Below are 20,734 nucleotides of genomic sequence, written 5' to 3'. Positions count from 1 at the left end.
CTCCTTCGATGTGTACAACCACTTTTCAATCGCTGCATGTAAAGTATGTATAAGTTCAAATAAAACTAATATTCTCATTATGAAACAACTAACAACACGTGTCAATTAGACACTTAAAGACATATCACGAATCTTTTACCGATTCAAAATAGTTAGGTGCTTTATATGCTTCAATCGTTATGTAACTCATGTAATCCACAATTTTCAATCTGTATACATCCGATACTAATTCGTGTAACTGTTTTGATTCTGGCTTTTTCCATTTTTTCTTCGTCATACACTCCCATACGTCACCTACTGTCACTTTGTCGTACCCTAGCATATGAAACTCTTCCATTTTACTTTGTAAAACAGGCTCTAAATCAAAACGAAACAAATCGTATGCATGTTCTTTTTTTGTCCCCATAAATAAATACCTCCTTTGTTTTTTCCTATACTTGTCATGCTTGGCCAATGTACAAGCATATAGTGGTAGTACGTATTGATTCACATTTATGATGAAAACTTTTTAAATAAAGGCAGGGAAACTAATGACAAAACAAACCTTTATTAAAGGAACATTAATCCTTATTTTTGCAGGGTTTATTACGAGAATTTTAGGGTTTATTAATCGAATAGTTGTCGCCCGCTTCATCGGTGAAGAAGGGGTCGGCTTGTATATGATGGCTGTACCTACTCTCGTTTTAACCATTACCATCACTCAATTAGGTTTACCTGTCGCCATCTCGAAACTTATTGCGGAAGCGGAAGCTCAAGGGGACAGACGTAAAGTAAAAAAGATTTTAGTCGTCTCTTTAGCGACTACTGGTACGTTAAGTCTTATCTTCACTCCAGCCATGATTCTTTTGGCACCATATTTATCAAATCATCTTTTTACTGATGCAAGAACGTATTATCCGTTATTGGCAATTGCACCTGTTGTACCTATCATTGCTATTTCATCGGTTCTGCGCGGTTATTTCCAAGGAAAACAAAATATGAAGCCGTCTGCCATTTCCCAAGTTATAGAACAAGTTGTACGTATTTCTTTAGTAGCTGCCTTTACAAAAGCATTGTTACCATACGGAATTGAGTATGCCGCAGCCGGTGCCATGTTATCAGCTGTTATCGGGGAATTAATGTCCCTTCTATATATGCTTTTCATGTTCAAAACGAAAAAGAAATTCCGATTACGTAAAAAGTTCTTTACTTTTGTCGGTGAAGGAAAGCAAACATTTAACGAACTCATGAAAATAGCCCTACCCACAACAGGAAGCCGCATGATCGGGTCTATTGCATGGTTTTTTGAACCAATTGTTGTTGCTCAAAGTTTAGCAATCGCTGGTGTTGCTACCGTCGTTGCAACAAAACAGTATGGAGAGCTAGTAGGATTTGCTTTGCCATTACTTTTGCTACCTTCCTTTATTACTTATTCCTTATCAACATCGTTAGTTCCTGCTATTAGTGAGGCTGCAGCGAAAAAAAATACGTTACTTATTGAACATAGACTTCAACAAGCATTACGACTTTGTTTTGTAAGTGGAGGTATTGCCGTTGTTTTGCTGTACGTATATGCTGATCCAATCATGTTGTTAATGTATGGCACAAGTAATTCTGCCATTTACATTAAAGTTATGGCACCGTTTTTCTTATTTTATTATTTTCAAGGACCATTACAAGCAACATTACAGGCACTTGATCTAGCCAAAGCAGCGATGATTAACAGTTTAATTGGTGCAGTTATTAAGACAGCTCTAATCTTTATTTTAGCAACACAGATTGGTATAATGGGTGCCGCACTTGCGATTGTAATTGGGATAGTGCTTGTTACAGTATTACACATGGCGACGATTATGAAAGTGTTATCTTACACTTTTTATGTTAGAGATTATGTAAAAAGCTTTATTACAATGGGGATATGTGTCTTTAGCGGGAAATGGATGTACGGACACCTTCTCCTAGGTGCATCTATCGGAACAAGGAGTATTTTGTTTGTAACCATTACCATCCTACTTTACATTCTTTTACTTTTAATTTTTGGTCTAGTTAAAAAAGAAGAACTTGCAAGAATACCGTTTTTGAAGAAATTTGTACGATAATGAAAAGGTCTGTTTTGTGAAGTTCATTTTGACTTTGAAAGGAGTTGTGAATGAACTTCATATGGCTGATGAAGTTCATTTCGGCTCTGTAAAAAGTTGTGATTGAACTTCATAAGCACGATGAAGTTCATTCCAGCTCTGAAAAAAGTTGTGATTGAACTTCATAAGCACGATGAAGTTCATTTCGGCTCTGTAAAAAGTTGTGATTGAACTTCATAAGCACGATGAAGTTCATTATGGCTCTGAAAAAATTTGAGATTGAACTTCATAAGCACGATGAAGTTCATTTCGGTTCCAAAAAAAGGTGTGATTGAACTTCATAAGCCCGATGAAGTTCATTATGGCTCCAAAAAAACTTGTGATTGAACTTCATAAAGCTTTCAAAGTCTATCTAAAAACTGAACCACTAATAAAATTAAAGAGAGCACAATTTCTAGTTAGAATAAGAAATCGTGCTCTTTTATTCGTCTTTTAGGTCAATAAAAAATACACCATTATCATAACTACAATAAGAGATCTTCTTAATATCTTTGTAACCAAGCTTTCTTAGTTCTTGTCTTAACCATAAATTTGTTTTGTTGTCTGTTTTTAGATTGTCCTCTTGGATAGTTCCGTCCATAACATACGGTAAATTCAAGGTTGGTTCTTTCTTTTTTGACTTCTTTTTATCTTTTTCAATGACAGATAACTTCCCGGAAGGCTCTAATATTGCAAACTCCACATCCGCTACATTTTTTACGTTTTTATCACGTAATTGCACTAATAAGTCATCAAAATTATAACGCTGCTTTTTCATTTCCTTTTCATCAATTTTACCTTTATTAATAATTACCGAAGGCTTTCCATCAATGATGTCCCTAAATTTTTGGCTTTTTAACGAAAGAAAAGCCAACAAAATTTGAATACTTACTAAAAGAAAAATTGGTAACAGTGTATGCCACATTTTATCTTGAGGGTTTTCAATAGCCACTACTGCCATTTCAGCAATCATGATAAATACAACTAAGTCTAATATACTTAGTTCCCCAATTTCCCGCTTCCCCATAATTCTAAAGATGAACAGGATTACGATATATAAGAAAATAGTCCGGGCTATAATAATAAAAACATCATCCAATGAAAAGGCCTCCTTTGAAATTCGAAAGGTTCCTTCATATGTCAAAAATTTATCTAACAGCAAAGGTTATTTTTAGTATGAACTCATTGGAAGAAATAATGTTTTGTAGCATTTTCCATGTGGATTTTAAAAATGAATTAAATATCTGAAATAGATATAAACCGTTGAAAGTACAAGCGAAACGACCACAACTGGAATACCAATTTTCATAAATTGTACAAAATGAATCCCATTATTTGATTTTGCAGCAAGCCCTGCCACGACAAGATTAGAAGATGAACCTAAAAGCGTCCCATTTCCTCCGAGGCAAGCTCCAAGTGCAAGCGACCACCATAATGGATCTAAGTTTGTCATCCCATAGTCCTCAAACTCAACTATTACTGGTATCATCGCTGCTACAAATGGAATATTGTCCACAAAACCTGACAATATACCTGTTAGCCATAAAATAAAAATAGCGGTTGTTGGCAAATCTCCTTCCGTAGCGTAGATCATACCTCGTGCTAGTTCATCGATTATACCCACTTCTTCCATTCCACCTACTAATAAAAATAAGCCGATAAAAAAGAACAATGTACCCCATTCTACTTGTTTTAACACTTCCTCAGGCGCATTAACATCATGAGTTAAAAGTAATAACAAAAGTGCTCCTGCCATCGCTACAGTTGTTAGCTCTACATTTAAAAATGTATGACACATAAAACCTACAATCGTAATAACTAATATAGATAAAGATTTGATTAAAGTTGCATCTAACTTTAAATAATTTGCCGCTTTCAATTTTCGTAATTCTTCTTGCTCTTTCTTTTGAACGTGTAGTTTTTTGCCGTACAATAAAATTAAACCGAACATCGTAACGAAAAATATAATGATAACGATTGGTGATAAATGAAACAAAAAGTCGTTAAAATTCAAATGTTCAACTGCTTGACCAATCATGGTGTTTGGCGGATCACCTATTAATGTTGCAGTACCTCCAATGTTAGAGGCCAAAATAACAGAAATCAAATAAGGAATGGCCGGTAATTTTAAGAATTTAGTTAAGGTCAAAATGATAGGCACTAGCAATAAAACAGTAGTTACATTAGCAAGAAATGCAGAGCCTATAGCGGTTAATAGAGATATGGCAAATAAAAGCGGAATTCCCCTTCCTTTCACTACTTTTGCTAGGAGAATTGCCATATATTCAAAAATACCTGTTTTACTCGTAATCGTTACAATAACCATCATGGAAAATAGTAAAGCAATTGTATTCCAATCAATATATTTGAGAAAAGCAGTTTTCGTTGTTAACACCCCTGCAAGTAGCATTGCCACTCCTCCGATACAGGCTATTAACGCACGATCATACTTTTCAGACATAATAACAATGTAAGTAATAACAAAGATAGCTAATGCTAACGTAGTAAACATGTGTCCCTCTCCCCTCTTTACATCATATGATGCATGTCCATGAAAATATTTGTATTCTAAAAATTTTTGGACATGAATATGCTTGTATTACAGAGCATGTACTTTTTAGGGAGGGGAAAATAAATGGAATCTAAACGACTTGGTTATGCAGTTATGTTTGGGGTTGTGACGATTTTTGTTATTGCCATTTTAACAGGTTTAGTATTTTCAACATTATTAAGGTTTACTTCATTACAAGAAGCATCCGTTGCGTGGATAATCCTTGCACTTTCATTTGTTGCTTTGTTTATTGGCGGATTTGTTTCTGGCGGAAAAGGAAAAGAAAAGGGCTGGTTACTTGGTGCAGCAACTGGTGGAATGTATACGCTAGTAATTTTCTTATTTCAATACTTAGGGAATGATATGTTATTTACGATGTCACAACTATTTTTCCACACAGCTTTTGTAGCTGTCGCTGCACTTGGTGGAATTATTGGAGTTAATTTAACTTCTTCAAGAGCGTAAATGCTACCTTTTCAATACAGAAAAAACCGAAACAGCCATTGGCCGATTTCGGTTTTTTTGTTTGCTAGAATAGATTATTCGCTAATTACTTCACGAATTGCAGCACGATCATATGTAAGACGTGAACCATCTCCAGCTTTAATTACAACTTTGTCTTCGTCTAATGCATCAACGATACCGTGTAAGCCACCAATCGTTACAACTTTATTTCCTTTTGCAAGGCTTGTCTGCATTTCACGTACAGCTTTTTGGCGCTTTTGCTGAGGACGAATTAGTAAGAAATAGAAAATCGCGAACATTAATAGTAATGGCCAAATAACACCTAATAGTTCCATATTTCTAACCCCCTTTCAATAATAATCTACATTTATAATATCATACTAAAAGTTTTTTGCTCCAGGTTTATTAAAACCGTATTTTTCAAAAAACTCTTCGCGGAAGTCACCAAGACGATCTTCACGGATAGCTTGACGAACTTGCTCCATTAATTTTAACAGAAAATGAAGGTTATGATAAGTTGTAAGTCGAATTCCGAATGTTTCTTCACATTTAATTAAGTGACGAATATACGCACGACTATAATTTTTACATGTGTAGCAATCACATTCTGGATCAAGTGGACCAAAGTCACGTGCATATTTTGCATTCTTCACGACTAATCGGCCTTCACTTGTCATTAATGTACCATTACGAGCAATACGAGTTGGAAGTACACAGTCAAACATATCTACCCCACGAATAGCACCATCAATTAATGAGTCTGGTGAGCCAACTCCCATTAAATAACGAGGCTTACTACTAGGGAGTAGTGGAGTTGTAAACTCTAGTACTCGGTTCATAATATCTTTTGGCTCTCCTACAGATAAACCACCAATTGCATACCCAGGGAAGTCCATGGAAATTAAGTCTTGTGCACTTAACTTACGTAAATCTTCATATTCTCCACCTTGCACAATTCCAAATAACCCTTGGTCTTGTGGACGTTGGTGTGCTTGTAAACAACGCTCTGCCCAACGACTTGTACGTTCCACAGATTTTTTCATATATTCATGTGTTGCGGGAAATGGTGGACACTCATCAAATGCCATCATAATATCAGAACCTAATGCATTTTGAATATCCATCGCACCTTCTGGAGATAAGAATAACTTATCACCATTCATGTGGTTGCGGAAGTGAACGCCCTCTTCTTCAATTTTTCTAAATTCACTTAAACTGAAAACTTGGAATCCACCTGAATCAGTTAAAATAGCTCTGTCCCAATTCATAAACTTATGCAATCCACCAGCTTCACGAATTATTTCGTGACCAGGACGTAGCCATAAATGGTACGTATTACTTAATATTATTCCAGCATCCATTGCTTTTAAGTCTTCTGGAGACATCGTTTTTACAGTTGCAAGCGTCCCAACCGGCATAAATACCGGTGTTTCAAACGAACCGTGTGGAGTATGAACTCTTCCAAGACGAGCTCCAGTCTGTTTACACGTTTTAATTAATTCATATCTGATAGCTGACATAGTTAACTCCTTCTTACTTTTCTATTTCTATAAGATCAACATTGCATCGCCGAAGCTAAAGAATCGATAACGTTCTGTAACCGCTGCTTCATAAGCATGTAATACGTTTTCTCTACCTGCTAATGCGCTAATTAACATAATGAGTGTTGATTTAGGTAAATGGAAATTTGTGATCATTCCATCAATTGCTTTAAATTCATAACCAGGGTATATAAATATGTTTGTCCAACCGCTAGCTTCTTTAAACTCCTTATGTTCGGATGCAATTGTTTCTAACGTACGGGTAGAAGTCGTTCCAACTGAAATTATTCTTCCACCATTTGCGCGAACATCGTTTAGCAATCTAGCCGTACCTTCTGACATTTGATAAAACTCTGCATGCATATCATGTTCCAAAATATCATCCACACTAACTGGACGAAACGTACCAAGTCCTACATGTAACGTAATAAAGGCAATATGGACACCTTTTTCTTTTAGCTCATCCAGTAGCTTTTCTGTAAAATGCAAGCCAGCTGTCGGAGCTGCAGCAGAACCTCTTTCCTTAGCAAAAACTGTTTGATAACGTTCTTGGTCATCTAATTGTTCTCTTATGTAAGGAGGTAATGGCATTTCACCTAATCCTTCTAAAACTTCATAAAAAATTCCTTCGTATTGAAATTCGATATGACGTCCTCCATGGTCACTTTCTCCAACACAAACAGCTTTAAGTCTGCCGTCACCAAATGTGAGCACTGTACCTACTTTTACTCTTTTGGCAGGCTTCACAAGCGTTTCCCATGTTTCACCTTCTGTTTGCTTTAGTAATAACACTTCTACTTTTGCGCCTGTCTCTTCTTTTACACCGAAAAGTCGTGCAGGTAATACTCTTGTGTCATTTAATACTAAGCAGTCCCCTTCTTTTACATATTGTAAAATGGAACGAAAGGATGGTTCGTGTGTTAGTTCTCCAGACTCTTTGTTTAATACCATTAACTTGGATGCTTCACGGTCTAATAGTGGTGTTTGTGCAATTAGTTCTTCTGGTAGATGAAAATCAAATAGATCTATTTTCATAAAAAATGTTCACCTTTTCGCTTTAATCTTAATCTATATTATTTATTGGATACTAACCGTTGATGTTCATGGCTGATGTTCGTTTTCCGCGGGCGGTAAAAAGGATGGTTATTTTCACCGTCGTGAAAAAACCTACTCCTCGGCGCAAGCGTCTGCGAGGTCTCCCTTATCACGCTTCTCCCGCAGGACAATGAGGGCTTCCTTGAGATTCTACGCACGAAGAAAATGCGGATGCATTTTCGAGGAGTCTCACATCTACCACGAACATCAACTTCATTTGTATTTTTAATTCAAATTATTTCAACGCACTCTTCCAATAAAATAAAATACTAAACTTAATACAACACTGATAATAATAGACGTTACGATGGGAAAATAAAAGGTAAAGTTTCCTTTTTTCATGACAATGTCACCTGGAATTCTTCCGATTACTTGCCAAAGGAGTCCAATTAACAATAGAACTCCGCCTATTACCATTAACATCTTTGGTAATTCTATCACTGCTGTGGCACCTCCAGCCCAAAGTGTTCGTAAGCTAAAGCTGTTACAATTCTACCTCTTGGTGTTCGTTGTAAAAACCCAATTTGCAATAAATACGGTTCATACACATCTTCAATTGTATGTGACTCTTCACCAATGGTGGCTGCGATTGTATCCACTCCCACAGGTCCACCCCGGAACTTTTCCATTATACCTGTTAAAAGTTTATGGTCAATATGATCTAAACCTAATTTATCTACTTGCAAGCGATCTAACGCTTCTTTTGCAAGTGATTCACTTATTGCTTCTTTCTTTAAAACTTGCGCAAAGTCACGCACTCTACGAAGTAACCTGTTTGCAATCCTCGGTGTTCCACGGGCTCTTCTTGCAATTTCAGATGCAGCCTTCACTTCAATCCCAATTTCTAAAATTTGCGCTGTTCGAATACAAATTTCTGTTAGTTGAGCTTCATTATAATACTCTAACCTACTTAAAACACCAAACCTGTCTCTTAATGGTGCTGTTAATAAACCAACCCTTGTTGTTGCACCAACTAACGTAAACGGTGGCAAATCTAAGCGCACAGACCTAGAGCTTGGACCTTTTCCTATTACAATATCGAGACAAAAATCTTCCATTGCCGGATATAATACTTCTTCAATGGAACGGTGCAGACGATGAATTTCATCAATAAACAACACATCACCTGGCTCTAAAGCAGTTAATATCGCAGCTAAGTCACCAGGCCTTTCAATCGCAGGTCCTGCTGTTGTACGAAGTTGAACCCCCATTTCGTTAGCAATAATCGCAGCTAATGTTGTTTTACCTAGCCCAGGAGGTCCGTAAAGTAAAACATGGTCCAACGTTTCCTGCCTTAGCTTTGCCGCTTCAATAAATACTTCTAAATTTTCTTTTACTTTATCTTGCCCAATATATTGTTTTAAATTTTGCGGTCTCAAGCTAAATTCTAGCGACTGGTCTTCCCTATTGGCATCTTGAGAAATCATTCGTTCATCCATACTATTTTCACCCCTTTATTTGAGGAGGAGCTGTAACGCTCTCTTAACATATTGATCTGTTGTTAAATTTTCTTTTTGAAGGGCTGGGACAACTTTTTTAATCTCTCTATCACCGTACCCTAACACTTTTAACGCTTCTAATGCTTCATCTAAAGCAGGCTGCTCACTAGGCGGAAATAACTCGACGTCTTGTTGAAAAAGGTTAGGCATTGCAGCTGGTACAATATCGTTCAGTTTGCCTTTTAAGTCTAATATAATTTGGCGAGCTGTCTTTTTTCCGACTCCAGGGAATTTCGTTAAGAATTTTTCATCTTCATTTTCTATTGCTTGTACGACTTGGTTTGGCTGTCCTGTAGCAATAATTGCTAGTGCACCTTTTGGACCAATTCCTGTAACATTTAAAAGTTTTAAAAATAAGTTTTTTTCTTCTCTTGTATGAAAGCCGTATAGAGCTAAAATATCTTCTCTTACGTGCTGGTATGTATAAATCGTAATAGCTTTTTCTTTATTTACTTGATAGATGAATGGATTTGGTGCATGTATTTGATAACCAATTCCATTTACATCTAAAACAACATATTCGGGACTTACAAAATCTACGTAGCCTTTAACAAATTCGATCAAAATCTATCCTTCTCCAATCAACGTAATGTCTGTTTAACATTTTACCATAATCTTAGAACGTTTGTACGGTAGAAGGAATGATTTCGTTTTAATATAAGAAACAGGGATTGAAACTGTTACTGTTCACTGTAGTCTTTCATTTGTATATTTTGTTTGTTACATAAACATTGATAGGTCCTTTTCGTAAAAAAAGGGTTGATCATTGACTTTATTTAAAAACTATAGTGGATTGAAGCGGAAGGCACTTGACTCCTGCGGGACATAGAGGAAAGGGCGAGACCGCGCAGACGGTACGTCGAGGAGGCTCGTCTTCCTCCCAGCGGAAAGCAAGTGCCTGCGGTAATGTTCTACTTTTAACTTACTTTTAAAGAATAGTATACGAAAAAGAACTTAACAAAAAAAGGCCAGCAGTTTACGCTAGCCAAAATTAATTAAGTTAGAATTTGAGAAGATTATAATACGACAAACCAATTCTAAAATATATATTGTTGATGTTCACTGCAGGTGCTCGACTCCTGCGGGAAAGCGTGTTAAGTGAGACCCCACAGGCGCTTGCGCCGAGGAGTAGGTTTTTTCACGACAGTGAAAATAACCTTCCTTTTTACCGCCCGCGGAAAGCGAGCACCTACAGTGAACATCAACAGTTAATTCCCAATATAAAATTTTGTTTATTGTAGAGAAGAATATGGTTTGAATGTTGCTATTACTTCTTCATATTCATGTTTTGACATTACTTTAATACCCGTTTTTAATTTTATATGTTGATGACTTTCTAATTTACCTACATCAATTTGAAAAAAAGACTGAATTATTTTTGTTGCTTCCGTAGGCTTTCCATCATAGATAGTGAGAATACCGTCTTCCGAGATCCCAAAATATCCGTTCGTTTTAAGTAATGGAGAAATATCATCTATATGCTGTAAAAAAACAACTTGTTCCTCGTCTTGATCGACTAATAGCCAATCCTCATATTGAGCCCAGAAATCTTCCATTGCCCATATTGTTTCTTCAATAACTTCTTCACTTACTTCACCATCAATATATATTCTTTCCAAAATAACGCGTAAAGTTAAAGGTCCATTTACTTCATATGCTTCGTTTTTATGATGTTGAAACAAATAATCATTTGGTTCCGCTTCTTGTTCTACTGCTTCCGTTAAAACTAGGGCAGTGTAAAGCATTCCACACATCGCTACAAAAGCAGCAAAAAGGATCATTATTTGTTTTGGAATGATGGGTTTCATTGTTTCCCCCTCACATTCTTTTTAGATTATCTTTAAATTCTTTTTCTATTTTGACCAAAAATAGAAGGATTATCCAAGATTTTTGGAGAATTTTTGAAATTGGGTATTTAGAGGTAAAAAGAGGTAATTTTAACTATAAAAAAAGAACAGCTATAAAAGCTGTTCTTTTCAAGTATGGTTATCGACCAGGAGTAATGGTATCAAACATACTACGTATATCTTGGTTTAAACGTTCTACAGGACCACCATCACGCAAATCATTATCGACTTGACTCATACGATTTAACGTACTTTGGTCTGCTACTACACGACAATCTCTATTTCCAATTAGCGGTTGTACAGCACGACGAACATCACGTGTTACTTGTGCGTCACTAAATCCTTCTTGAGGTTCCACCGCAATCATTATATCGTTGCCGTAAATAATCGCTCTAGCATCTTCTACCCCTCTTACAGTGGAAGCACGTTCCGCTAATTGTTCAGAAAGTGCACCATTGTAATTGTTGTAATAAGACGGTCTAGCACCTACATTTGTACCATCTAAATGACGGTGATAGTTTCTATCACTACGACTGTATCTATTATCGTTTGGGCCAAACATTCCACGATCTTCATTTGCAAGTGGAACAGTAGGATTTGTTAAATTTGCATTTCGGTCACCGTTAATAACTGCGCGGTCCATAATCTCAATTAATGGACCATCGTTATCCCCAATACGGTATGCATTGCCACGTTGGTCAACATTTTGATTTCCACGTGTATTTACATTTTTTGTACCGAAATTGTTCGCACGATTAGGTGCATAAGGGTTGTTTTCACTTGTATAGTACCCAATTGGCCTAGAGTTGTCATAATAACGTGTATCGGCAGCTTGATTTCCAGCGTTTCCTCCACATGCCGTTAATCCACCAAGCAATAGGGCACAAGAAGTTAATGTAAGCACTGACTTCCTCAATGTAATAACCCCCTCACATGTCTTGAACACATAGTCGTGTTCTACCTTAGCTTGACATAATAAGGGGATTTTTATAGATGGCAGTTAACCCCAAGTTAAAATTTAGGTGGTGCATAAGCTAGTTCGCGTTTATGCGCAGAACGACCATGCAGTCTGTCAATAATGGCTTTATCTTTTTCAGGGATTTTTTCCCCTTTTAAGTAGTTGTCAATCATGTCATAGGTTGTTCCCATTTCGTTTTCATCTGTTTGACCTTCCCAAAGACCAGCACTTGGTGGCTTTGTAATAACAGATTCAGGTACGCCTAAAACTTTTGCCATTTCTCGTACTTCGCCTTTCGTTAAATGAACTAAAGGTACTAAGTCCACTCCACCGTCACCAAACTTTGTAAAATAACCTGTATGCCATTCAGCAGCATTGTCCGTTCCAACTACTAAATAGCCGTAATTATTTGCAACAGCATATAATGTTGTCATACGTAGACGAGCACGGGTATTTGCATCGCCTAATCTCGCCGTTTCCTCGTTCCATTCCCCTTTAGCCTTTAATTGTTCTTCCATCGCATTAAATAGGACTGTATGTGTTTCTGTTAAATCAACTAAAACGTGATCAATTCCACAACTATTAATTACTTCTAATGCATATTCTTCATCTTTCGGGTTGCTTTTACAAGGCATAATAACGCCTAATGAATTATTTGGGAACGCTCTTTTAATTAAATGAGCCACGACTGCGGAATCGATTCCACCACTTACACCAACAATTAAACCGTTCAATCCAGCAACATTTACTCTTTCTTGTAACCACATAACTAACTTCGAAATTTTCTCTTCCATGTGATGTATTCCCTCCAACGTATATGACTAGATTAATGCTTTTCATTACCTATACCCATTTGAGTGAATTTCATACTATTTCATTACTATATGAAAAACGAATGATACCAAATAATTCTTATTTGAGAAATAAATAAAGTACAAACATAAAACATAATCGATATTACAGCTTTCGTTTTTCACTAAACGAACCGTAGTTATGAAATTAATTCAAATAATATGGAATGTATTTATTTTATCATGTACTTTCATTTCGTCAAAAAATTTCCTCCATAACCAATAATTACATTTTAATTTTTTATAATAGTAAATTACTAAAGAAAAAGAGACGATTAATTGAAATCGCCTCTTTCTTTTAATTATTCGTTATCATCTTCCCTGTCAGGACCGTTAAAGTCATTTGTTGAACGCATATCTTGTGGATAACCATAGCCATAACCTTGTGGGTTAAAAGGTGCTCCCATCGGATAGCCAGCTTGCATTGGCATTCCATAACCATGTGGAGATAATCCGAATGGAACTTGTGGCATTTGTTGTGGTATACCATATGGCATTGGAGTAGGTCCACATCCACAGTCACCTTGTCTAGCACCTGGCATTTGCTGCATTCCACCATTCATACCAAAGCCTTGTTGTGGCAATTGTCCAAATGGTACACCTGGTGCCATTGGCATTTGTGGCATTCCCATTCCCATATTTTGCTGTTGCTCCATTTGTTGTTGCATTTGTTGCAACATTGTCATATAATCTTGCTCTTCATCCAAACCTGCTACTTGTGTTTGATCAAAATCTACGTCCATGTCCATATCCATATCATTCATTCCCATATATGGAGGCATTTGTGGGAACTGTTGCATTTGTGGCATTTGTTGCACTTGTTGCATGTGAGGCATCATCATTGCTGCATCAAAATCATCATCTGACTCCATCATCTCAGGCATCATTTGTGGCATACCTGCTTGAGGCATCATACCTTGCATTCCGTATGGAGTTGGTTGACCATAGTAAGGTTGCATTGGTTGATAGCCCATTTGACCATGTAATCCAGAACCAGGCATAACTGGAGTACAAGGAACTGGGATACAATATGGATGTGGCATCGGCCATTGGGGCATACCCATTGGCATCTGCTGTGCTGGCATTTGCATGTGTTGTAATGGCATTTGCATAGTTGGCATTTGTTCCGGCATTTTCATGTGCTGTAATGGCATTTGCATAGTTGGCATTTGTTCCGGCATTTTCATGTGTTGAGTTGGAGCCTCTTGAACACCCTTCACAACTGGCTCTTTCATTGGTGTTTTTTCTGATGCAACCGCTTTTGGTGCTACTTGTTTTGGTGCTACTGCTTTTGGTGCTACTGCTTTTGGTGCTACTTGTTTGGGTTGAGCTTTTGGTGGCATTTTTGGAAATTGGACATTTGCCTTTTGTTGCGTAATCGGAATATTAAATGTTACATAATTATTTACATCCACTTCAGGGAAGTAAGGTTTTATTTGCGGTAACTTAGGAACAAAAGGAGCTTTTGCTTCTTCTTTCACTTCTTTTACACCCATGACTTCAGGTTTTTTCGGCATTTCTTTAAATGGATGTTCTTTCACTATAGGTGCTTCTTTTTGTACGCCCATTACTACCGGTGCTTCTTTTTGTACGCCCGCTACCTGAGCTTCTTTTGCAACACCTTTCACTTGGGTTTCTTGCTTAACTTGCACACTTGCTGTTGGAACTTTAATTTTCATACCGGGCATAATCATATCTGGATTGCTTAATTGTGAATTTGCACTTTTTAACGCTTCGAAATTCACATTATATTTCTGTGCAATCTTCCACAACGTATCCCCTTTTTGGACAATATGGATTTTCAAGGATATTCCCTCCTTAGCAAAGTCTTTACAGTCTATGTGTCAAATGGGCTTTTTGCCACTATTCTTCAACACAAATTATGCGAATAATTTGGACTTTATGATAAAAACTTGGCTATTCTGTTTGTTATTTGTATCTAAAATATCCCTGTATTTCCTAAACCGTTCCTTTCCGCTGCAGACACTTCCTTTCCGCGGGGAGCGCAAGGGAAGGTTATTTTCACTATCGTGAAAAAACCTACTCCTCGGCGTACCGCCTGTGGGGTCTCACGCTTCGCTCTTCTTCCCGCAGGAGTGAAGTGTCTTCCGCTCCAATCCACTCTAGTTTCTAAAATAAGCAGAAAAAATATTATTTTTAAAAAAACAAAAATAAAAAGGCAAAAGCTGTAGTTTGCTTCTGCCCTTCATCCATTATTATGCATGCTGTAGCATGACGTTTAAAGCCTTTGTTGCGTAGTCTGCTACTTCTTTTTCTACTTCTATTTGATTATGAACCTCGCCTGTTTCAATTGCTTCTAACGCCCACAATAAGTGCGGCAGGTCAATTCGGTTCATTGTTAAACACGGACACATATAAGGGTTAAGTGAGACGATTTCTTTATCAGGATGCTGCTGAATGATACGATTCACCAGATTCATCTCTGTTCCAATTGCCCATGAGCTTCCACTAGCCGCATTTTCAATCGTTTCGATAATATACTTAGTACTTCCCGCATCATCACTCAACGCAACAACTTCGCGTGTACATTCTGGGTGTACGATAATTTTCATTTCAGGCTTTGTTTTGCGAATATGTTCAATGTTGGATACCGTAAACTTTTCATGGACAGAGCAATGCCCTTTCCATAAAATCACTTTCACGTCCGTTGGGTCTCCTTCCCATTCTAGCTTGTTTTCAATTGGATCCCATACAGCCATTTGCTCTAAAGGAATACCTAGTTCGTACGCAGTGTTTCTTCCTAAATGTTGGTCAGGCAAGAATAACAATCTTTCTTTTTGAGAAAATGCCCATGCCACCATTTGTTTTGCGTTGGAAGAAGTTACCGTGGCCCCACCATGTTTTCCACAAAATGCTTTGATTGCAGCAGTTGAGTTAACATACGTTAATGGTAATATAGTGTCCCCAAATACTTGCTGTAACTCTACCCATGCGCGTTCTGTTTGATGAATATCAGCCATATCTGCCATAGAACAGCCTGCTCTCATATCAGGTAAGATAACAGTTTGTTCATCCGTTGATAAGATATCTGCTGTTTCTGCCATAAAGTGTACACCACAAAATACAATGTATTTTGCAGTAGTATTAGCAGCTGCTTGCGCTAATTGTAAAGAGTCTCCAGTTGCATCTGCAAACTGAATTACTTCATCTTTTTGATAGTGATGACCAGGAATGAACAGTGTATCTCCCATCTTCATCTTAATATCTTTCACTCTTTGTTCCATTTCTTCTGTTGACATATTTTTATATTTATCTGGAAGTGTCACATTTGTATTCTTAATGATGTCTAACATGCTCATCTGTATCTCTCCCTTATATTTTTTTCCCAACATTAAAGCTAATGTCTAGTGCACGAGCGGAATGAGTTAAGAAACCTAATGAAATGTAATGTACACCTGTGTCGCTGAAGTCGGCAATCGTAGACATATTAATCCCACCAGAAGCTTCTGTAATGATATGGGCTGGAACTAGTTTGACAAATTCTTTTATTTCTTCTGGCGTGCGATTGTCAAACATAATAACGTCAGCACCAGCTTCTACTGCTTCTAACACTTGTTCACGCGTTTCTGTTTCCACTTCGATTTTCACCATGTGTCCAACTGTTTCACGTACTTTTTCAACAGCTTTCGTAATCGATCCACAAAATTCAATGTGATTGTCTTTAATCATAACTCCATCATACAATCCATAACGGTGGTTCGAACCGCCACCACAAAGCACTGCATATTTCTCAAGCATACGTAAACCAGGAGTCGTTTTTCTCGTATCACATAATTTCGTAACGTCACTATTTAACTGTGTTACTGCCTTATTCGTGATGGTAGCAATACCACTCATACGTTGAATAAGATTTAAAATAACTCTTTCTCCTGTTAAAAGAGCACTCATTTGTCCGTGAACAGTCGCAATAACATCGCCTTTTTGCAATAGCTCCCCATCTTTTTTCATAAAATGAAATTCCACTTTCTCATCTAAAAGCTTATAACCTTGTTTCATTATTTCTTGCCCTACAAAGATTCCATCTTCTTTTGCAATAAATCTGCCAGAACCTATCATTTCCTCAGGAAATAGAGATAAGGATGTAACATCTCTCTCCCCGATATCCTCTATGAAAAAGCTTTCTAACATTTTTTTTAGTTTTATTTTATTCATCGTTCTCTTCCCCCTTTAAACGAATAAAGTTTCACCTGTTGTATGTGTAATTCTTCGATTGTCCCAACTTTCCATGGAGTCTGGGAAATCGTCTCTAAAATGTGCGCCACGACTTTCTTCTCGTTGTAGACAGGCGTCCACCATTAAATAGCATAGCTGTAACATTTGAACAATTTCAATATCTTCATATTTTAATAAATTATCTGGTGTATATTCTGTCCAGTATGCCTCGTACTTCTCTAACCAGCTTTTCATTTGTAGTAATTTCTCTTCTGAGCGAACGATACCTACATGTTTCATCATCATAGTTTGGATTTCACTTTTGGCAGGTAAGACAAGTGAATATACTTTATTACAAATTACTTCTTCGTTAATACTTAGAGGATTTAAGACTTCTTTTTCGTCTAATTCCACTATTTTTTCAGCAAGTTTTTTAGAAAATACGATACATTCTAATAAAGAGTTGCTAGCTAATCTGTTAGCACCATGAACACCGTTACATGCAGCTTCCCCTACTGCGTACAGATTTTTCACAGACGACTCTCCATACACATTCGTTTGGATACCTCCCATGAAAAAATGCGCGCCAGGTACTACCGGAATAAATCCTGATTCAATATTTATGTTATTTTTACAACATAACTCGGAAATAGCAGGAAAGCGCTGCTTAAAGTTTTGAATGGATTTGATATTTAAATAAATTCTGTGGCCTTTTTGTAGGCACTTGTAAATGGCTCTTGATACGATATCCCGGGGTGCCAAATCTTCTAAAGGATGAAGATTTTTCATGATTCTTTCCCCTTTTTCATTAACTAAAAATGCTCCTTCGCCTCTTACTGCTTCGGAAATCAATCCGACTGCCTTGCCATTGACTGATAGCATTGTCGGATGAAATTGCATAAATTCTAAATCAATTAATGATGCCCCTGCTTTGTAAGCCATTGCTAAAGCAGATCCTGTAACAGATTCGTCGTTTGAAGTGAAAGAGTAGATAGCGCCTACACCACCTGTTGCTAATACAACACGCTTAGCTATATATTTTTGTATATTCCCTTGTATGTTTAATGTTTTGATACCGTAACAATTATTTTCGTGCACTAATAGCTCGTAAGCGGTTTCATCTTCTACCACTTTTACATTTGTGTTTTCTTGCAAAAATGTCATCAATTCTTTTCCCGTTTGATCGCCACCTGCATGCAAAATGCGATGATGAGAATGTGCACCTTCCATTCCGAGGGAAAGTGTACCTTTATTCGTTTTATCAAATTTCATTCCTTCTTGAATTAAGTTCGTTACATGTTGTGGGCCTTCCTTAACTAGAAGTTCAACCGCTTCTTTGTTGTTTAAAAAGCATCCTGCAACTAATGTGTCTTCGTAATGGAATTGCCAGTGATCACGTTTATCTATTACACAAGCTATTCCACCTTGAGCAAGAAATGAGTTATTTGAAGATTTTTTCGACTTTGTGAAAATCATCACATTCATATGCTCACTTAAATATTTTGCAGTCATTAATGCAGATAATCCACTGCCAACAATTAAACAATCTATTTTTCGGTTAGGCATAAAAAGCCCTCCTGTATACACTGGTGTCTTGACACCTATATTTACATATATTTTAATTAATGACAAGAGTTTTTTTTAGATAGCTAGTTTACTATTGTTTAAACTAAGTTTTATAATGCTAATGTTGAAATTCTCTAAAAACCGCTCACTTTCCGCGGACGAACCACCGAGCCTCCTCGTTCCTGCTATCTTCTCGGTTGGCTCGTTTTTCCGCAGGACAAGGAATGCTTCGACAGCGATACATCGCACGCAGTAAATGCGGATGCATTTTCAAGGAGTCTCGCAAATTTTAGAGATTTTCAACAGATTCAGGTTAATACTTGATTAATTTATGAAAATTATTTTACCTAAAAAATATCATTTTCAACCCAACTAAAGAGAGGGGTTCATCAAGGATGATTTATTTAGATTTTGCGGCTACAACTCCTTTAAGTAGTGAAGCAATGCATGCGTATGAACATGTGTCAAAAGCTATTTATGGAAATACGAGCAGTTTGCACGATGAGGGTACAACTGCTAAACATATTTTAGAAAGTTGCAGAAACGAACTTGCAAAATTACTACATTGCGAGAAGGATGGCATTTATTTTACAAGCGGTGGTACAGAATCTAATTTTCTTGCCATTCAATCATTAGTTAGAGGTAATTCCAAAAAAGGAAAACATATTATTACAAGCAGCATAGAACACGCATCTATTTATCACCTTGTTAAACAGTTAGAGGTGGAAGGTTATGACGTTTCTTTTTTACCTGTAGATGAGTTTGGCTTAGTATCTCTTCAAGCTCTAAAAGAAACCGTAAGAGATGACACTTGCCTTGTTTCTATTCAGCACGGAAATTCAGAAATTGGCACAACCCAAACTTTGCAGGATATAGGTAAGTTCCTTCATGACAAAGGGATTATTTTCCATAGTGATTGTATTCAGACCTTTGGAAAAATCGAGGTCGACGTTAAGCAGTTACATGTAGATGCCCTGTCGATTTCTGCTCATAAGATTTATGGACCTAAAGGAGTTGGAGCTATATACATTAAGCCTTCGGTACGTTGGGAGCCAGTTATTCCAGGAGGAACACACGAACGTGGCATGCGCCATGGAACTGTGAATGTCGCTGGCGTGGCAGCTTTTGTAACAGCTGCTCAATTGACGTGTCAAGAAATGCTTAGTAATGCTAAACGGACAAATGAGCTTCGAAAATTATTAATCCAATTAATAGAGGAAGAGTTGGATTTCATTCATGTGGAAGGCCATCCTAAAAATGTTTTACAAAATATTGTTGGTTTACGACTTCATGGAGTGGAAGGTCAACATGTTATGTTAGAATGTAATCGGAAAGGCATTGCTATTTCAACAGGAAGCGCATGTCAAGTTGGCTCTACATCCCCTTCGCGTGTCATGATAGCGACTGGTAAGAGCGTAGAGGAAGCACATGAACTTTTTCGCGTATCCTTTGGAAAGCAAACGACCGAAGAAGATATTGTATTTTTAACTCAAGTGTTAAAGCAAATTATGGCAGACTGGCAAATTAAAGGAGTGAAAATGCCATTATGACACCATCAGATAAAAAAGTATTAGGTGAAGAGAGACGAAAATTAATTTTAGATTGGCTACAAACAGAAAAATTGCCACTAAAAGGAGGCGAACTTGCCCAAAGAACAAATGTCAGCAGGCAAGTAATCGTTCAAGATATTTCGCTTCTTAAAGCTAAAAACGAGCCTATTTTAGCTACTAGTCAAGGCTATGTATATATTAAAAGTCCAGTGAAGGAGAAAAAAGTAGAGCGGATTATCGTGTCCTTTCATCCACCCGAAAGAACGAAAGAAGAACTATACTTACTAGTAGATCACGGTGTAAAAGTGAAAGACGTACGGATCGAGCATCCTGTATATGGAGACTTAACAGCTTCCGTTATGGTGGAAACGAGAAGGGAAGTAGATGAATTCATTAAACGAATCGAAAGTACGAATGCATCTTATTTGTCTCAACTCACAGATGGGACACATCTGCATTTGATTGAAGCGGATAGTGAAGAGAAATTGAATGTAGTGTGTGATGCTTTGAAGAAAGCTGGAATGTTAGTAGAATAAGAAAAA

Annotated in this window: 20 protein-coding genes; 4 read left to right on the top strand and 16 right to left on the bottom strand. The window is 37.1% G+C overall.

The genetic code is table 11. The features are described 5' to 3' along the window. Window positions 1–124: 124 nt before the first annotated feature. A complete protein-coding gene (locus CDZ92_RS01670) occupies window positions 125–406 on the bottom strand; it encodes a post-transcriptional regulator (protein WP_096153226.1) in 282 nt (93 codons plus the stop codon). 124 nt (window positions 407–530) lie between these two features. Between CDZ92_RS01670 and spoVB the strand changes: the two genes are divergently transcribed. Beyond that, the gene (gene spoVB, locus CDZ92_RS01665) at window positions 531–2,078 is read left to right on the top strand and encodes a stage V sporulation protein B (protein ID WP_096153225.1); all 1,548 of its coding nucleotides are present in this window, start codon (window positions 531–533) and stop codon (window positions 2,076–2,078) included. Between the two features lie 460 nt (window positions 2,079–2,538). Here the strand turns inward: spoVB and CDZ92_RS01660 are convergent, their stop codons facing one another. Together CDZ92_RS01660 and CDZ92_RS01655 are read right to left on the bottom strand one after the other, a co-directional pair. Further along, entirely contained in the window at window positions 2,539–3,195 is a 657-nt protein-coding gene (locus CDZ92_RS01660) for a DUF421 domain-containing protein (RefSeq protein WP_227521446.1), read from the bottom strand. Between the two features lie 126 nt (window positions 3,196–3,321). Continuing rightward, window positions 3,322–4,608 carry an ArsB/NhaD family transporter gene (locus CDZ92_RS01655; protein WP_096153224.1) on the bottom strand — a complete coding sequence of 429 codons (1,287 nt, stop codon included), beginning with the start codon at window positions 4,606–4,608 and terminating at the stop codon, window positions 3,322–3,324. Window positions 4,609–4,731: 123 nt separating this feature from the next. On the opposite strand from CDZ92_RS01655, the gene CDZ92_RS01650 reads away from it, so the two are divergent. Next, window positions 4,732–5,112 carry a TIGR04086 family membrane protein gene (locus CDZ92_RS01650; RefSeq protein ID WP_096153223.1) on the top strand — a complete coding sequence of 127 codons (381 nt, stop codon included), beginning with the start codon at window positions 4,732–4,734 and terminating at the stop codon, window positions 5,110–5,112. Between the two features lie 74 nt (window positions 5,113–5,186). Here the strand turns inward: CDZ92_RS01650 and yajC are convergent, their stop codons facing one another. The 13 genes from yajC to nadB all read right to left on the bottom strand — a co-directional run bounded on the left by yajC (window position 5,187) and on the right by nadB (window position 18,642). Continuing rightward, window positions 5,187–5,447 carry a preprotein translocase subunit YajC gene (yajC, locus tag CDZ92_RS01645; protein ID WP_096153222.1) on the bottom strand — a complete coding sequence of 87 codons (261 nt, stop codon included), beginning with the start codon at window positions 5,445–5,447 and terminating at the stop codon, window positions 5,187–5,189. A 45-nt stretch (window positions 5,448–5,492) separates the two neighbouring features. Beyond that, window positions 5,493–6,632: a tRNA guanosine(34) transglycosylase Tgt gene (gene tgt, locus CDZ92_RS01640; protein WP_096153221.1), complete on the bottom strand. Its 1,140-nt coding sequence runs from the start codon at window positions 6,630–6,632 to the stop codon at window positions 5,493–5,495. A gap of 27 nt (window positions 6,633–6,659) precedes the next feature. Beyond that, window positions 6,660–7,688 carry a tRNA preQ1(34) S-adenosylmethionine ribosyltransferase-isomerase QueA gene (gene queA, locus CDZ92_RS01635; RefSeq protein ID WP_096153220.1) on the bottom strand — a complete coding sequence of 343 codons (1,029 nt, stop codon included), beginning with the start codon at window positions 7,686–7,688 and terminating at the stop codon, window positions 6,660–6,662. A gap of 300 nt (window positions 7,689–7,988) precedes the next feature. Beyond that, on the bottom strand, window positions 7,989–8,171 hold the full coding sequence (locus tag CDZ92_RS01630) for a DUF2905 domain-containing protein (RefSeq protein WP_096156873.1): 183 nt from the start codon (window positions 8,169–8,171) through the stop codon (window positions 7,989–7,991). Window positions 8,172–8,185: 14 nt separating this feature from the next. Continuing rightward, window positions 8,186–9,187: a Holliday junction branch migration DNA helicase RuvB gene (ruvB, locus tag CDZ92_RS01625; protein ID WP_096153219.1), complete on the bottom strand. Its 1,002-nt coding sequence runs from the start codon at window positions 9,185–9,187 to the stop codon at window positions 8,186–8,188. A gap of 15 nt (window positions 9,188–9,202) precedes the next feature. Next, on the bottom strand, window positions 9,203–9,811 hold the full coding sequence (gene ruvA, locus CDZ92_RS01620; protein WP_096153218.1) for a Holliday junction branch migration protein RuvA: 609 nt from the start codon (window positions 9,809–9,811) through the stop codon (window positions 9,203–9,205). A gap of 668 nt (window positions 9,812–10,479) precedes the next feature. After that, entirely contained in the window at window positions 10,480–11,055 is a 576-nt protein-coding gene (locus CDZ92_RS01615) for an intercompartmental signaling factor BofC (protein ID WP_096153217.1), read from the bottom strand. 178 nt (window positions 11,056–11,233) lie between these two features. Continuing rightward, window positions 11,234–12,010, bottom strand: a complete 777-nt coding sequence (locus tag CDZ92_RS01610; RefSeq protein WP_176483681.1) for a YhcN/YlaJ family sporulation lipoprotein — start codon at window positions 12,008–12,010, stop codon at window positions 11,234–11,236. Window positions 12,011–12,105: 95 nt separating this feature from the next. Then, entirely contained in the window at window positions 12,106–12,846 is a 741-nt protein-coding gene (nadE, locus tag CDZ92_RS01605; protein WP_096153215.1) for an NAD(+) synthase, read from the bottom strand. 359 nt (window positions 12,847–13,205) lie between these two features. Continuing rightward, window positions 13,206–14,708 carry a SafA/ExsA family spore coat assembly protein gene (gene safA / locus CDZ92_RS01600; RefSeq protein ID WP_141395185.1) on the bottom strand — a complete coding sequence of 501 codons (1,503 nt, stop codon included), beginning with the start codon at window positions 14,706–14,708 and terminating at the stop codon, window positions 13,206–13,208. A gap of 411 nt (window positions 14,709–15,119) precedes the next feature. After that, the gene (gene nadA / locus CDZ92_RS01595) at window positions 15,120–16,223 is read right to left on the bottom strand and encodes a quinolinate synthase NadA (RefSeq protein ID WP_096153213.1); all 1,104 of its coding nucleotides are present in this window, start codon (window positions 16,221–16,223) and stop codon (window positions 15,120–15,122) included. Between the two features lie 13 nt (window positions 16,224–16,236). Beyond that, window positions 16,237–17,076, bottom strand: a complete 840-nt coding sequence (nadC, locus tag CDZ92_RS01590; protein ID WP_096153212.1) for a carboxylating nicotinate-nucleotide diphosphorylase — start codon at window positions 17,074–17,076, stop codon at window positions 16,237–16,239. 15 nt (window positions 17,077–17,091) lie between these two features. Further along, a complete protein-coding gene (nadB, locus tag CDZ92_RS01585) occupies window positions 17,092–18,642 on the bottom strand; it encodes an L-aspartate oxidase (protein WP_096153211.1) in 1,551 nt (516 codons plus the stop codon). Between the two features lie 395 nt (window positions 18,643–19,037). On the opposite strand from nadB, the gene CDZ92_RS01580 reads away from it, so the two are divergent. Both CDZ92_RS01580 and CDZ92_RS01575 read left to right on the top strand, forming a co-directional pair. Then, window positions 19,038–20,192: an IscS subfamily cysteine desulfurase gene (locus CDZ92_RS01580; RefSeq protein WP_096153210.1), complete on the top strand. Its 1,155-nt coding sequence runs from the start codon at window positions 19,038–19,040 to the stop codon at window positions 20,190–20,192. Continuing rightward, window positions 20,189–20,728, top strand: a complete 540-nt coding sequence (locus CDZ92_RS01575; protein ID WP_096153209.1) for a transcription repressor NadR — start codon at window positions 20,189–20,191, stop codon at window positions 20,726–20,728. Before CDZ92_RS01580 ends, CDZ92_RS01575 begins: the two co-directional genes overlap by 4 nt. The last annotated feature ends 6 nt before the right edge of the window (window positions 20,729–20,734 follow it).

It is taken from the genome of Bacillus sp. FJAT-45066, from assembly GCF_002335755.1.
Taxonomy (GTDB): domain Bacteria; phylum Bacillota; class Bacilli; order Bacillales; family Bacillaceae_I; genus Bacillus_CD; species Bacillus_CD alkalisoli.
This window is presented reverse-complemented; position numbering and strand designations above follow the sequence as displayed.

What these genes read in the sequence shown, in the direction of transcription:
- ruvB (WP_096153219.1), bottom strand. Translation starts at nt 9,187, where the DNA reads ATGGATGAACGAATGATTTCTCAAGATGCCAATAGGGAAGACCAGTCG.
- CDZ92_RS01615 (WP_096153217.1), bottom strand. Translation starts at nt 11,055, where the DNA reads ATGAAACCCATCATTCCAAAACAAATAATGATCCTTTTTGCTGCTTTT.
- nadE (WP_096153215.1), bottom strand. Translation starts at nt 12,846, where the DNA reads ATGGAAGAGAAAATTTCGAAGTTAGTTATGTGGTTACAAGAAAGAGTA.
- CDZ92_RS01580 (WP_096153210.1), top strand. Translation starts at nt 19,038, where the DNA reads ATGATTTATTTAGATTTTGCGGCTACAACTCCTTTAAGTAGTGAAGCA.
- nadA (WP_096153213.1), bottom strand. Translation starts at nt 16,223, where the DNA reads ATGAGCATGTTAGACATCATTAAGAATACAAATGTGACACTTCCAGAT.
- tgt (WP_096153221.1), bottom strand. Translation starts at nt 6,632, where the DNA reads ATGTCAGCTATCAGATATGAATTAATTAAAACGTGTAAACAGACTGGA.
- CDZ92_RS01630 (WP_096156873.1), bottom strand. Translation starts at nt 8,171, where the DNA reads ATGTTAATGGTAATAGGCGGAGTTCTATTGTTAATTGGACTCCTTTGG.
- CDZ92_RS01650 (WP_096153223.1), top strand. Translation starts at nt 4,732, where the DNA reads ATGGAATCTAAACGACTTGGTTATGCAGTTATGTTTGGGGTTGTGACG.
- queA (WP_096153220.1), bottom strand. Translation starts at nt 7,688, where the DNA reads ATGAAAATAGATCTATTTGATTTTCATCTACCAGAAGAACTAATTGCA.
- nadB (WP_096153211.1), bottom strand. Translation starts at nt 18,642, where the DNA reads ATGCCTAACCGAAAAATAGATTGTTTAATTGTTGGCAGTGGATTATCT.
- CDZ92_RS01575 (WP_096153209.1), top strand. Translation starts at nt 20,189, where the DNA reads ATGACACCATCAGATAAAAAAGTATTAGGTGAAGAGAGACGAAAATTA.
- yajC (WP_096153222.1), bottom strand. Translation starts at nt 5,447, where the DNA reads ATGGAACTATTAGGTGTTATTTGGCCATTACTATTAATGTTCGCGATT.
- nadC (WP_096153212.1), bottom strand. Translation starts at nt 17,076, where the DNA reads ATGAATAAAATAAAACTAAAAAAAATGTTAGAAAGCTTTTTCATAGAG.
- spoVB (WP_096153225.1), top strand. Translation starts at nt 531, where the DNA reads ATGACAAAACAAACCTTTATTAAAGGAACATTAATCCTTATTTTTGCA.
- CDZ92_RS01655 (WP_096153224.1), bottom strand. Translation starts at nt 4,608, where the DNA reads ATGTTTACTACGTTAGCATTAGCTATCTTTGTTATTACTTACATTGTT.
- CDZ92_RS01670 (WP_096153226.1), bottom strand. Translation starts at nt 406, where the DNA reads ATGGGGACAAAAAAAGAACATGCATACGATTTGTTTCGTTTTGATTTA.